Genomic DNA, 12467 nt, shown 5'->3' with positions numbered 1-12467 from the left:
CACGCGATGTGCGTTATTCTCCGCCAGTGGCGCAACTGACGTTCCAGCGCGCCCGGACGGAAGAGAAGAAACGCCAGCGTGCGGCAGCGCTCGTCGAAGCCGCTCGCTCGCTGGCGCTGGAGGTCGGCGTCGCGTCCGTGACGCTGACCGAAATAGCCAGCCGCGCCGGGATCCACTATTCGGCGGTGCGCCGCTACTTCACCTCACACAAGGAGGTGCTGCTGCACCTCGCCGCCGAAGGCTGGGTTCGATGGTCGGACAGTGTGTGCGACGGGCTGCAGCAGCCCGGTCCGATGTCGCCATCGCGAGTCGCCGAAACGTTGGCCACTGGGCTGGCGGCCGACCCGCTGTTTTGCGATCTGCTGGCCAACCTGCACCTTCATCTCGAGCATGAAGTGGACCTGGACCGGGTGATCGAGGTCAGGAAGGCCAGTAACTCCGCGGTGATCTCGCTCGCGGATGCGATAGAGCAGGCGTTGCCCACGCTGGGACGCTCCGGCGCCTTCGACGTGCTGCTCGCCGCGTACTCGCTGGCGGCGCCGTTGTGGCAGATCGCCCACCCACCGGACGGGCTGCGGGAGGCCTACGCCGAAGAAGTGGATGTGCCGCCCGACTGGAACATCGACTTCGCGTCTTCGCTGACCCGGTTGCTCACCGCGACGTGTCTGGGACTCATCGCCCAATCGGACTAGGGGCGCAGGCTTACCAGTCCCACACCGACATGTCACCGGGCGGGTACTCCGCGCAGTGGTCGGTTTCCTTGGCGACGACGCCCTTGTTGTTGAAGAAGATCTTGAAGTTGTTGACCCACGACAGCGTCATCGGGTCTCTCTGGTCGTCGTACAAGTGCTCCGAGTAGTCCCGGCGCTCCGCGGGCGACAACGAGAAGAACCAGTGCGCCTTGTCTTGGACGGTCTGGTGGAAATTCTGGTGATTGTGGTAGTCGTTCATGTAGCGCTCGTAGTACACGGGCGCGTAATCCCTTGCGGCCGCGAGTATTTGCTCGGCGGTGCAGGTGGTGTTGATCATCCGCCGTGGGATCGGGTAATCCTCGGTGGAGTCGGCGCGGGCGGTGCCGGCGAACGCTGTTGCCGCGGCGCCCAGGGCGAGGGCTGCAACACCGGCGCGGACACCAGGGCTAAGGCGAGACAGACGCATGCGGCTACTATAACGCTCTTGTCACGGCCATGGTTAGTTGTTCTTACGATTGATATCGGCTCCCGGCCGTACCCGACGATATGTGAGCATTTGGCAATGAGAGTCACTCGCATCCTTGGAGCCATAGTGGCGATGGCGGGGTGGGCCGCCGTCGTCGACATTCCATTCGCTTCCGCCGACCCGCCGTGCCCCGACGTCGAGGTGGTGTTCGCTCGCGGTACGGGCGAACCACCCGGGCCCGGCGGGGTCGGTCAAGCGTTCGTCGACTCGCTCAGCTCGCACCTTCCCGGGCGATCGGTCGCGGTGTATCCGGTCAACTATCCGGCGACCCCCAACTACGCGGAGAGCGCGTCGGTGGGTGCCGACGACGCGAGTGCCCATGTCCGCGACATGGTTGCCACCTGCCCGACCACCAAGACGGTGCTCGGCGGGTATTCGCAGGGCGCCGGAGTCGCCACTGCAACCACCGGGATGCTGCCGCCGGCGGCGGCCGGCCACGTGGCCGCGGTGGTCCTGTTCGGGCGGCCGGCCAGCACCTACGCAAGCAACTCGTGGGGCGGCCCGCTGCCGGTGATCAGCCCGGCCTACCAGCCGAAAACGATGGACTTCTGCGTTCCCGACGATTCCATCTGCTCCGAGGGCAACAACCCGATCGCGCACGTATCCTACGTGGGATCGGACCTGATCGATCAGGCCGCGGTATTTGCTGCGGAGAGACTATGACCGACGACGACCCGTCCGCCACAACGCTGGAGGACCTGCGGGGCGATCTGGCGCAGCGCTACAAGTGGACACCCACCGGTGGGAGTTCGGTCGACCCGGCGATCGTCGACGCCGACTGGGCGGCCCTCGACCGCGACGGCTACCTCGTGTGGGAAAACCTGCTCAGCACCGAGGAGTGCGAACAGATCCGCGAGGTGGTCCGCCCGTGGCTGGGCCACACCGGGCGCAATTCATTCGAGGGCCGTCGCACCCAGCGCATCTACAGCCTGCTGAGCAGGACGCGGGTGTGCGACCGGCTTGTCGACCATCCGCGGGTGCTGGCGGTGCTCGACCGGTTGCTGATGCCCAACTACCTGCTCTCGGCGTTGCAGGCCATCAATATTCAGCCCGGCGAGTCCGCGCAGCTGCTCCACCACGACGACGGGTTCTATCCCGTTCCGCGGCCACGGGCACCGTTGGCCGCCGCGACGATCTGGGCGATCGACGATTTCACCGCCGACAACGGCGCTACCGTGCTGATCCCCGGCAGCCATCGCTGGGGCAAGCGCCGGCCCGGCCGCGACGACCCCGCGATGGCTGTCGTCATGCCCGCCGGCTCGTGCGTCTTCTTCGTCGGCACGCTGTGGCACGGCGGCGGCGCCAACACCAGCAGCCGCGACCGCCTTGCCGTCACCGCCCAGTACTGCCAGCCGTGGCTGCGCCCGATGGAGGCCTACCTGCTCTCGGTCCCGCGCGAGATCGCCCGAACGGTCTCCGACGACATTCGCCGCATGCTCGGCTACAGCATCCACCCGCCGTTCATCGGCGCGGTCGACGGCCTGCACCCGTTGCGGGTATTAGACGAGCGGTAACGACGGTGCAGCAGTTGCTTGGGCACCCCGAGTATTCTGCCTATCTCGCCCCAGGACAGTCCGACGGCACGGCCGGCCAGGACCGCTTGCTCGTAGCGGGCCCGCGCACGTTTCAGGGCGTCGCGGGCATCGGCGAGTTCACGCACGCTGTCACCGCTGAGAATGTCCGCGACCACGGCATCAGGCGCAGTAGGCGGCAACGGCTCCCGCTGGTTGAGCTCGCGCTCGAACTCCGCTAGCGACCGGCGGCGGATCTCGGCCAGCTCAGGATCGTTGGCCCACCAAGGCTCGTCTGCGGCCATACCACTACTCCTTGCGCGGCCGTCATAGTTTGATGACGGCTCCCGGAAGTATGCGTTGACCCTCCGACAACTATCACTTTCGATCCGTGTCCTTGCTCGGCTGAACCCTTTTCGGCTCGCCCGGCATCTTCGGATAGTTCGGCGGGTAGGGCAGATCGCCGAGGCCGCGTTGCTCGTCGGCGGCGACCATGTCCAGCAGCGGCGCAATCGACTGCTTGACCGAATCGATGTCCGCCCACGGATCATCGCGTCCCGCAACGAATTTCGGCACCGTCGCAATCGTGTAGTCGTCCGGATCCGCGCCGGCCAGCTCGTCCCACGTCAGCGGTGTCGACACCGTCGCGATCGGCGTCTTGCGCGCCGAGTACGCCGAGGCGAACGTGCGGTCACGTGCGTTCTGATTGAAGTCGATGAAGACCCGCGTGCCGCGTTCTTCCTTCCACCACGACGTCGTCACCGCATCGGGCGCACGCCGCTCCACCTCCCGCGCCAGCGCGATCCCCGCCCGGCGCACCGCAATGAAGTCCCAGTCCGTCGCGATCCGCAGAAACACATGCACGCCGCGACCGCCCGAGGTCTTCGGATACCCGATGAGGCCGAGTTCGTCTAGCAGCGGCTTGAGCACGTCGACCGCGATCGCGCTGGCCTCCTTGAACCCGGTGCCCGGCTGCGGATCCAGGTCGATGCGCAGCTCGTCGGGGTGTTCGGTGTCGGGGCAGCGCACCTGCCACGGGTGCAGTGTGACGGTGCCCATCTGAGCGGCCCACACGATCGACGACGGATGCGTCACCTTCAGCGCGTCGGCGGTCCGTCCTGACGGAAAAGTGACGCGGCAGGTCTGCAGGTAGTCGGGATGATGTTGCGGAATCCGCTTCTGGTAGATCTCCTCGCCGTCGATGCCGTCGGGAAATCGTTGTAGATGCGTGGGCCGGTCGCGCAGTGCGGAGAGCATCGGTCCCCGCGACACCGCCAGGTAGTACTCGACGAGTTTGCGTTTGGTACCGGACGAGCCCAGCCTCGGGTAGTACACCTTGTCCGGATTGGTCAGCCGGACCGTGACCCCGTCGACGTCGAGTTCTTCTGCTGCCGCAGCCATACCTGATTCCAGCACAATGAGTCCATGGACCTGCCTGTCATGCCGCCGGTTTCGCCGATGCTTGCCAAACCGGTCGCATCGATCCCGCCCGACGCCTCTTATGAGCCCAAGTGGGACGGGTTCAGGTCGATATGCTTCCGCGACGGCGACCACGTCGAGCTCGGCAGCCGCAACGAGCGGCCGATGACCCGCTACTTCCCCGAACTCGTCGCAGCGATCAAAGCCGAGTTGCCCGAGCAGTGCGTGATCGACGGGGAGATCATCATCGCCACCGACCACGGCTTGGATTTCGAGGCGCTGCAACAGCGCATCCACCCGGCCGATTCGCGGGTGCGCATGCTCGCCGAGAAGACGCCGGCGTCGTTCATCGCCTTCGATTTGCTCGCTCTCGGCGACGACGACTACACCGGCCGGCCATTTCACGAGCGTCGCACCGCGCTGGTCGACGCGTTGGCCGACTCCGGCCCGTCGATCCACCTCACCCCGGCGACCACCGACCTGACGACGGCCCAACGCTGGTTCGACGAATTCGAGGGTGCCGGCCTCGACGGGCTCATCGCCAAGCCGCTGAGCATCACCTATCAGCCGGACAAGCGCGTGATGTTCAAGGTCAAACACGAACGCACCGCCGACTGCGTGGTAGCCGGCTACCGAGTGCACAAGTCCGGTGAGAATGCGATCGGCTCGCTGCTGCTCGGCCTCTACAAGGACGACGGCACCCTCGCCTCGGTCGGGGTGATCGGCGCCTTCCCGATGGCCGAGCGGCGCCGCCTGTTCAGCGAATTGCAGCCGCTCGTCACCACATTCGACGGTCACCCGTGGAACTGGGCCGCTCACGAAGCAGGCCAACGCACCCCACGTAAGAACGAATTCTCTCGCTGGAACGCCGGCAAGGACCTCTCCTTCGTACCGCTACGGCCCGAGCGTGTGGTCGAGGTCCGCTACGACTACATGGAAGGCGAAAGATTCCGCCACACAGCACAATTCAAACGCTGGCGCCCGGATCGCGACCCGCGTTCGTGCACCTACGCCCAACTGGAGCGTCCGCTCACCTTCAGCCTGGGCGACATCGTGCCCGGGCTAGGTCACGCCTGATGCGCGGGTCAGCGCGGTGACAGCCTCCTGCGCCATGCCGGTAACGACGTCCGCGGCCGATGCGGCGGCGTTGACCAAGCCGACGGCTTGACCGACGGTGACGTTGGCGATCGTGTAGTCGTGCGCGGCGATGGCTCGCTGATACTCCTCGATGCGAGGCATGTCGACTTCGCCGGCCTCGAACCGGTCGGTCAGCCTGTTGCGGAGCACGCTCAGGGTGTGCCCTTGCGGCCAGGGGTAGCGCCGCAGCTGGTCGTAGATCGTGGTGCGGCAGATGTCATCGCCGGTCGCCGCGACAAGTCGATCTCGAGCTTGTGGCGTGGACAGCGCTTCGCGGGTGGCATAGAAGCGCGTGCCGACCAATACCCCGGCCGCGCCGAGCATCAAGGCGGCGGCCAGACCGCGACCATCGGCGATTCCTCCCGCGGCGAGCACCGGGGTATCAGCACCTTGAGCGGCGACGAGGTCCACGATCTCGGGCACCAGGGTCAGAGTGGAGCGCGGCCCGTAGCCGTGTCCGCCGGCCTCGCTGCCCTGGGCCACCAGCACGTCGGCACCGACCTGCAGAGCCCGTTCAGCATGGGCGCGGTTTTGAATTTGGCAGATCAGCCGCGCCCCGGCCGACTTGATCGTGTCGGCAAACGGAGCGGGATCACCGAACGACAGCATGACCGCCACCGGGTCACGGTCCAGAGCGAGACCGAGCAGGTGCGGTTGCTGCGCTAACGACCAGGTGATGAATCCGCAGCCGATCCGCGACCGAGCGGCGAGGTCGAACTGACGAGCCAACCAATCCTGATCGCCGTACCCGCCGCCGATCAGACCGAGCCCTCCCGCGCCGCTGACGGCGGCGGCCAGCTCACCACCGGCGACCACATCCATCGGCGCGGACACGATCGGATGCTCGATGCCGAACATTTGGGTCAACGAGGTTGCTATCGCCACAGTGTTTATCCTGCACCGCAATCGGGCACGCGACTGACATGTCAGTGACAGCGTTCAAAGACCTGCCGTTGGCCGACCGCGACCGCAAATGGGACGGCGGCGCCGCCGAGAAGCGCGTCCGTAAGTGGGCCGACGCGCAGGACAAACCGAATCAGAAGTACCGCGACGCGCACGTCTGGTACGACAGCGCCAACAAGGACAACTTCACCGCGTACAAGCTGCTGATCGCCGACGTGATCGGCGGCAAGCTCAAGGTGGTGCCGCGCGGTGTGATGATCGCGGGCGCGATCATGGACGGCGCACGCGGCGGCATCGATCTGCCCGAATCCGACGTCGATCGGGTTAAGAGCCATCTGGCGAAGTACTACAGGAAGATGGACGAAACCCCGCCGTGGGAGCGCAATTAGCGCGAGCGTCGAGCGGCCACTTATGACACGCGATTTTGCGAAAAGCGTGCAATAACTGGCCATTCGGCGACGATTACCTACGCAGAAAGTCGACGATGTAGCCGGCCAGCTCTTCGCCGGCATCCTCCTGCAAGAAGTGCCCCGCATCGTGCACCACTGGGTGGTCGATGCCCTGCGCGCCCCGCATCTGGCGCTGGAAGATGGGGGCCATCGCGCCGGTGATCGGATCGCCGTCGCTGAAGGCCACCAGCATCGGCGTCGTGCTTTCGCACAGCGTGGCCCAGGCCGATCGGTTGGCCGGGGCGGCGGGGTCGTCGGGTGAGGTGGGCACCAGCCCGGGCATCGCCCGCGGCGCGGCGCAATACGAGTCGTCGGGAAACGGCGCGTCGTACGCCGCCCGCACCGCCTCGCTCATCGCCTGGCGGCATCCGGACTGGACGAACCGGCCGATGTCCAGCGTCGGCAGACCCTGGATCGCCTCGCGGAACTTCCACCAGATTTCGGGCATCGGGATATCGCCGGTCGGCAGGCCGGTATTGGCGACCACGATCCGGCTGAACCGGTCCGGATGCTCGGCGGCCAGCCGCAGCCCGATCAACCCGCCCCAGTCCTGACCGACCAGCGTCACCCGTCGCAAATCCAGCACGTCGAAAACCAGGCTGCGCACCCACTCGACGTGGCGAGCATAGGTGTGGTCCTCGTGCCGGGTCGGTTTGTCGGAACGACCGAACCCGACCAGGTCCGGGCAGACCACCCGGTGCCCGGCCCCGGCCAGCACCGGAATCATCTTGCGGTACAGAAACGACCACGACGGTTCGCCGTGCAGCATGAGTATCGGGTCGGCGTCGTCGGGGCCGTCTTGCACCCAGGCCATCCGCAGCGTGCCGCCCTCGCCGTCGGGAATATCGGAATAGTTTGGGGGGTAAGGGAATTCAGGAAGATCCGCGAACCGCTCGTCGGGTGTCCGCAATGTTTGCATGACGGTGAACTTACCGCTAGTTCAGTCGGCCAGGGCCGACATCAGCAGGTCCAGGAATGGGCGCTGGCCCTTGAGCAGCTTGACTCTGGCCTGCTCAACCGGAAACCAGCCGACCCGGTCGATCTCGGGAAACTCCTTGATGGTCCCCGAACCTTTGGGCCATTCCAGTTCGAAGGTGTTGCTGTGCGCGTCGGTGACGTCGAGATCGCCTTCCACCGCGAACGCAGTGATCACTTTGCCGCTGGGCTGTTTGAGCGGATCGAAGTCGATGCGCGGCCCGGCCGGCACCTGCAGCCCGAGTTCTTCTTCGAATTCGCGTTGTGCGGCAACCCACGGATCGTCGCCCTCGACGTACTCGCCTTTTGGGATGGACCACGCGCCCTCGTCCTTGCGGGCCCAAAACGGGCCGCCCGGATGTCCGATCAACACTTCGACGACACCGTCGCGCACCCGATACAGCAGCAGCCCCGCACTGAGCTTGGGCATGCCGATTACACCCCGACCGCGCGTTCCAAATCTTTGAGCGAGTTCTCCAGATGCCCGAGCAGCCGCTGCAAATGCGGCACGCTGCGACGGCACCCGACCAGGCCGAAGTCGAGGTTGCCGGCGTTGTTGACCACGGTGATGTTCAGCGCCTGCCCGTCGAGTGCGATCGACAGCGGATAGTTACCGTCGAGCCGGGCGCCCCGCCAGTACATCGGCTGTGTCGGCCCCGGCACGTTGGAGATCACGATGTTGAACGGCGGCGGCGCCGACGAGACAAAGCCCGGCACCACGGCGAGCGCCAACGGCGCCATCATGAACGCCGACAACGCCAGGGCCTGAAGCCGAGGCAGTTCGGAGAACACCTTCTTGTTGCGGCGCATCGAGTCGTTGATCGTCTGCAACCGGTTGGCCGGATCGTCGACGTGCGTGCCCAGGTTGCACAGGATGGTGCCGACCATGTTGCCGCCGCTGTCGGCCTCGTCCTCTTTGCGCAGGCTGATCGGAACCATCGCGACCAGTGGCGTGTCCGGCAAGGCATTCTGGTCCGCGAGGTAGTGGCGCAGCGCGCCGGCGCACATCGCGAGCACGACGTCGTTGACGGTCACCCCGGCGGCCTGCTTGATGCTTTTGACGCGGTCCAGTGAATACGATTGCGCCGCAACCCGGCGCGCGCCGCCGATGCGAACGTTGAGCATGGTGCGCGGCGCGGCGAACGGCAGCGTCAGTTGTTGTTCGAACAGCGCCGCGCGGGCCAGTGTCCACGTCGAAGGGCCAAGGGCGGCAACCGATCCCGCCAACTGCGTGAGTGCCTGCCACCGCGATCGGCTGGCCGGGTGACGACGCCGCCGAGGCAGATTCCAGATTGCGCGCAGCTCCGTGTCGTGGGGGTCGGTGGACAGCGCGCGCTGCATCAGCTTGAGCGCCGAGACGCCGTCGATCAGGGCATGGTGGAACTTGGTGTACAAGGCGAATCGGCCGTCATTCAGCCCCTCCACGAAGTGGCCCTCCCACAACGGGCGGTGGCGGTCGAGCAGGCTGCCGTGCAGCAGGGAGCTCAGCTCGAGCAGGTCGCGGACCCGCCCCGGTTGCGGTAAGGCCGAGCGCCGAAGATGGTAGTCGACGTCGATGTCGTTCTCGTCGTCGTAGGCCCAGCCGAGGTTGGCAATGCCACCGAACATCCGGGCGGGGCGCTTGCGGAATGTGGGCTGGAAATCCCTGACGGCGACCAGGGCTTCGTAGGTCTCCCTGGCGAAGTCTGGTCCGGCGCCCTCCGGCGGCTCGAACAGTTGCAGGCCACCGACGTGCATGGGGTGCTCACGGGTTTCCGTGAGCAGAAAGATCGAATCGGTGGGCGTTATGAGCTCCATCGAACCATTAAACCGTGGCCGGCAAACTCATCGCCCGGATCGGGCAAATAGCAACTGGCCCAAGGGTTTACAGGCCGGGTATGCCTGGGATACCCGGTAGTCCGGGAACGTGCGGACCGCCCCCGTGGGGAAGACCGGGAAGCCCAGGGCCAGGAATCTTTGGACCGGGAAGGTTCGGGCCCGGAATGCCCGGCCCCGGCAGCTGAGGCGCCGGGAGTTGAGGGGCCGGCAATGCCGGCGGCGGCGGAAGCGCGGGCGGCGGGGGCGGGGCTGCGGGCGCGGGTGCTGGCGCCGGAGCGGCCGGGGCGGGTGCGGGAGCCGCGGGCGGGGGCGCTTGGGGCGGTGGCGCCGGCTGGGGTGGCGGCGCCTGTTTGGTTGGGACGACGACACTTTGGCCCAGGTTGGGCCGCTGGTTGACATGCGGCCGGATGTCGAGCGCAAGCGCAATCGCCAGTGCGGCAACACCGACGACGAAGATCGTCAGCACTCCGAGCGCCACCAGGAACGGCTTGCGCTCGGCGTGCTCGTGCTCGGCGTCGAAGTCGAGTTCCTCGGCTTCGTCGACCGGGTCGGCGCTGTATGCGAGCGGCTGGCCGGCGTCGGCAGCCTGGGCGTCGGGCGCCAGACCCGTGCCCGGATCCTGCGCGTAGGCCACGGCGGCGGTCGAGGACTCGAAGAGCGGTGCGTGCGCCGACGCCAGTGCCGCGCCGCGGGCCAGCGCGGTCTCAGGCTCCTCGGCTGCGCTCACCGCAAGCGACGTGGCGGCCTCCAGCTCCGACTTGATCATCGCGACGTCGACGCCGGAGCCGACGACAAACAGACCCTGCGGACGCGACGGCAGTCCGTCGGCAGTCGACGTCAGCGCGGTGATCCTGGCTACGGCCTCGGTGTCATCGTCGGGCAGGATCTCGCGGCGCACGTCGGCGACGGATCCATCGGCGGAGTCGACCACGGCCAGTGTCGCGGTCTCCGGCTCGATGAACAGCAATCCGGTGTGCGCGTAGCCGAGCGCGGAGCCGACCGTCTGGGCCAGCGCGGCGGCGGCCAGGAACGCCGACACCAACATGACGTTCTCCACCTTGCGGGCGGCCAGCACATCCCGCAGCGCGCTTGCTTCAACGGGATCGGTCCAGGTCACGCCCGTCGAGGCCAGCCGGTGGCCGCCCTCGGCCGCGCTTTCGCGGGTGCCGAGGATCGCCGCGAGCACCTGATCGGCGGCGGCGTTAAGGGTGGGGGTGTCGTGGTCCTCAGGGATCGCGAAGTTGTCCTCGTCGACGGTGCTGCCGTCCGCGTTTTCGCCCTCGACCAGCACCATGCGGACAGTGGCGGGCGCCATTGATACCCCGAGCACCATGTCCACAGTTCCTCCAAGCGGTGTGCCGCCGCTGGCCCCCCGTTTACCCCGATGCTTCGACCCTACTCGCCGGCGCAACGGCTGCTACTCTGTCGCGATGCCGCGCGCAGTCGCAGTTGGCACACTTGTCCTGTCGGTACTTTGTTGCACGGGTTCAACCATCGAGACGCCAATCGCGTCTGCGGCCCCCAACCTCGCTGGAATGACGGTCTTCCTGGACCCCGGCCACAACGGCGCGAACGACGCTTCGATCACCCGGCAGGTCCCCAACGGTCGGGGAGGTACGAAAAACTGCGAAACGACGGGCGCCGCCACGAGCAACGGCTACGCGGAGCACAGCTTCAACTGGGACGTCGTGCAACGCATCGGCGGCGAACTGACCCAGATGGGGGTACGAACAGCGTTGTCACGCGATAACGACAGTGGACTGGCGCCCTGCATCGATCAACGCGCCGCGGCGGCAAACGCGATGCATCCGGACGCGATCATCAGTATCCACGCCGACGGCGGACCGCCGACGGGCCGCGGTTTTCACGTGAACTACTCGAGCCCACCGCTGAACGACGCACAGGCTGGTCCAGCAATGCGGTTGGCGAACACCATGCGCGACTCGCTAACCGCGTCGGGCCTGACGAGGTCCACATACATCGGCTCGGACGGTCTCTACGGGCGGGCAGATCTCGCCGGCTTGAACCTCGCCCAGTACCCGGCGGTGCTGGTCGAGCTCGGCAACATGAGGAATCCGGCGGATGCCGCTGAGATGGAAAGTCCTGAGGGACGAGCACGATACGCGACCGCAGTCACGCAGGGCATAGTCACGTACCTGGCTGGTGCGCCGGCGGCAAGCTAGACGCTCTGGATCGACGGCAAATGGATCAACGCTCCAACGCAGCAGCGCTTACTGCCGATTTCGCACAGTTGGAAACGAGGCTGGACGCGACGATCGGACTAGCGGTGAGCGTGGTTGGATCGCTAGAGACGCCAATGATGTTGGGACACTGGCAAAGTGGACCGGCCTGGTCGACGATGAAGGTTCCTGTCGCGATCGCTGCGCTACGGGAATTGGACCGGCCCAAAGTAACCGATGCAATGATCGCCGCTATCACGCAATCTGACAATGCGGCGGCCGAAGCGCTTTGGCAGAGTTTGGGTGATCCGGTTACCGCAGCGCGCAAAGTCGAAGCAGTGCTGAGGGAAAGCGGCGACCCGACGATTGTCCAGTCCCACAGGATACGTGCCGAGTTCACCGCATTCGGCCAGACCGAGTGGCCACTCGCCGAACAGGCCCGGTTTACTGCGATTGCGTTCTGCGACAGCCGAAACGCGCCGATCTTCGCGCTGATGAACGACATCGCAGACCACCAGCGTTGGGGCATTGGGGTCATTCCCGGAACCCGGTTCAAAGGTGGCTGGGGGCCATCGCCGTCCGGCGATTACCTGGTACGGCAAATCGGATTACTCACCACCCCGACCGGGATGACGGCAGTCGCGTTGGCCGCCCAACCCGCCTCCGGCTCGTTTGCCGACGGCACACACGATCTCACAGCGATCGCCAATTGGCTGGCGCAGCACCTGGGTGACCTGCCCGCCGGAAAGTGCGATCGCTGAGTTCGACGCCGGCTGTTCACGCCATGCAGCTGATGGCGAGAAAAATGTGGCGGTGGCGGAGGTGTCTGGTTTCAGGACATCCGCATAGCGTGTCGC

15 protein-coding genes are annotated in these 12467 nt (G+C 66.3%); 7 read left to right on the top strand and 8 right to left on the bottom strand.

The features are described 5' to 3' along the window. Nucleotides 1-8: 8 nt before the first annotated feature. The gene (locus G6N47_RS08985) at nt 9-692 is read left to right on the top strand and encodes a TetR family transcriptional regulator (protein ID WP_139799728.1); all 684 of its coding nucleotides are present in this window, start codon (nt 9-11) and stop codon (nt 690-692) included. Between the two features lie 10 nt (nt 693-702). On the opposite strand, the gene G6N47_RS08980 is transcribed toward G6N47_RS08985, so the two are convergent. Then, nucleotides 703-1152, bottom strand: a complete 450-nt coding sequence (locus G6N47_RS08980) for a DUF5078 domain-containing protein (protein WP_083134509.1) — start codon at nt 1150-1152, stop codon at nt 703-705. 102 nt (nt 1153-1254) lie between these two features. Here G6N47_RS08980 and G6N47_RS08975 point away from each other — a divergent pair, with 102 nt between their 5' ends. Together G6N47_RS08975 and G6N47_RS08970 are read left to right on the top strand one after the other, a co-directional pair. Next, entirely contained in the window at nt 1255-1881 is a 627-nt protein-coding gene (locus G6N47_RS08975; RefSeq protein ID WP_139799727.1) for a cutinase family protein, read from the top strand. Then, a complete protein-coding gene (locus G6N47_RS08970) occupies nt 1878-2732 on the top strand; it encodes a phytanoyl-CoA dioxygenase family protein (RefSeq protein ID WP_083134464.1) in 855 nt (284 codons plus the stop codon). The genes G6N47_RS08975 and G6N47_RS08970 overlap by 4 nt, the downstream gene beginning before the upstream one ends. Here G6N47_RS08970 and G6N47_RS29295 read toward each other — a convergent pair. Continuing rightward, complete coding sequence (locus tag G6N47_RS29295) at nt 2660-3034, bottom strand: hypothetical protein (protein WP_179966373.1); 375 nt, start codon at nt 3032-3034, stop codon at nt 2660-2662. The genes G6N47_RS08970 and G6N47_RS29295 overlap by 73 nt on opposite strands. A 73-nt stretch (nt 3035-3107) precedes the next feature. After that, complete coding sequence (locus G6N47_RS08960; RefSeq protein ID WP_083134463.1) at nt 3108-4130, bottom strand: DNA polymerase domain-containing protein; 1023 nt, start codon at nt 4128-4130, stop codon at nt 3108-3110. 24 nt (nt 4131-4154) lie between these two features. On the opposite strand from G6N47_RS08960, the gene G6N47_RS08955 reads away from it, so the two are divergent. Further along, the gene (locus G6N47_RS08955) at nt 4155-5225 is read left to right on the top strand and encodes an ATP-dependent DNA ligase (protein WP_083134462.1); all 1071 of its coding nucleotides are present in this window, start codon (nt 4155-4157) and stop codon (nt 5223-5225) included. Here the strand turns inward: G6N47_RS08955 and G6N47_RS08950 are convergent. Then, nucleotides 5211-6179: an NAD(P)H-dependent flavin oxidoreductase gene (locus tag G6N47_RS08950; protein WP_264007124.1), complete on the bottom strand. Its 969-nt coding sequence runs from the start codon at nt 6177-6179 to the stop codon at nt 5211-5213. The two genes, G6N47_RS08955 and G6N47_RS08950, sit on opposite strands and share 15 nt — an antisense overlap. Before the next feature lie 29 nt (nt 6180-6208). On the opposite strand from G6N47_RS08950, the gene G6N47_RS08945 reads away from it, so the two are divergent. After that, on the top strand, nt 6209-6577 hold the full coding sequence (locus G6N47_RS08945) for a hypothetical protein (protein ID WP_083134460.1): 369 nt from the start codon (nt 6209-6211) through the stop codon (nt 6575-6577). Between the two features lie 73 nt (nt 6578-6650). Here the strand turns inward: G6N47_RS08945 and G6N47_RS08940 are convergent, their stop codons facing one another. From G6N47_RS08940 to G6N47_RS08925, 4 genes are all read right to left on the bottom strand, one after another. Next, nucleotides 6651-7556 (bottom strand): haloalkane dehalogenase, encoded by a 906-nt coding sequence (locus G6N47_RS08940; protein WP_083134459.1) that lies wholly within the window; start codon nt 7554-7556, stop codon nt 6651-6653. 21 nt (nt 7557-7577) lie between these two features. Further along, complete coding sequence (locus G6N47_RS08935) at nt 7578-8042, bottom strand: NUDIX domain-containing protein (RefSeq protein ID WP_083134458.1); 465 nt, start codon at nt 8040-8042, stop codon at nt 7578-7580. A 5-nt stretch (nt 8043-8047) separates the two neighbouring features. Continuing rightward, nucleotides 8048-9409 (bottom strand): WS/DGAT/MGAT family O-acyltransferase, encoded by a 1362-nt coding sequence (locus tag G6N47_RS08930; protein ID WP_083134457.1) that lies wholly within the window; start codon nt 9407-9409, stop codon nt 8048-8050. A gap of 67 nt (nt 9410-9476) precedes the next feature. Next, nucleotides 9477-10763 (bottom strand): DUF7159 family protein, encoded by a 1287-nt coding sequence (locus tag G6N47_RS08925; protein WP_276036951.1) that lies wholly within the window; start codon nt 10761-10763, stop codon nt 9477-9479. A gap of 97 nt (nt 10764-10860) precedes the next feature. Here G6N47_RS08925 and G6N47_RS08920 point away from each other — a divergent pair, with 97 nt between their 5' ends. Together G6N47_RS08920 and G6N47_RS08915 are read left to right on the top strand one after the other, a co-directional pair. Continuing rightward, nucleotides 10861-11613: an Rv3717 family N-acetylmuramoyl-L-alanine amidase gene (locus G6N47_RS08920; protein ID WP_083133605.1), complete on the top strand. Its 753-nt coding sequence runs from the start codon at nt 10861-10863 to the stop codon at nt 11611-11613. A 176-nt stretch (nt 11614-11789) separates the two neighbouring features. After that, nucleotides 11790-12371: a serine hydrolase gene (locus tag G6N47_RS08915; protein WP_083133604.1), complete on the top strand. Its 582-nt coding sequence runs from the start codon at nt 11790-11792 to the stop codon at nt 12369-12371. The last annotated feature ends 96 nt before the right edge of the window (nt 12372-12467 follow it).

This window comes from Mycobacterium branderi, assembly GCF_010728725.1.
Classification (GTDB): domain Bacteria; phylum Actinomycetota; class Actinomycetes; order Mycobacteriales; family Mycobacteriaceae; genus Mycobacterium; species Mycobacterium branderi.
Note: the sequence above shows the minus strand (reverse complement) of the source record. Positions and strands in the feature narration are given on the sequence as shown.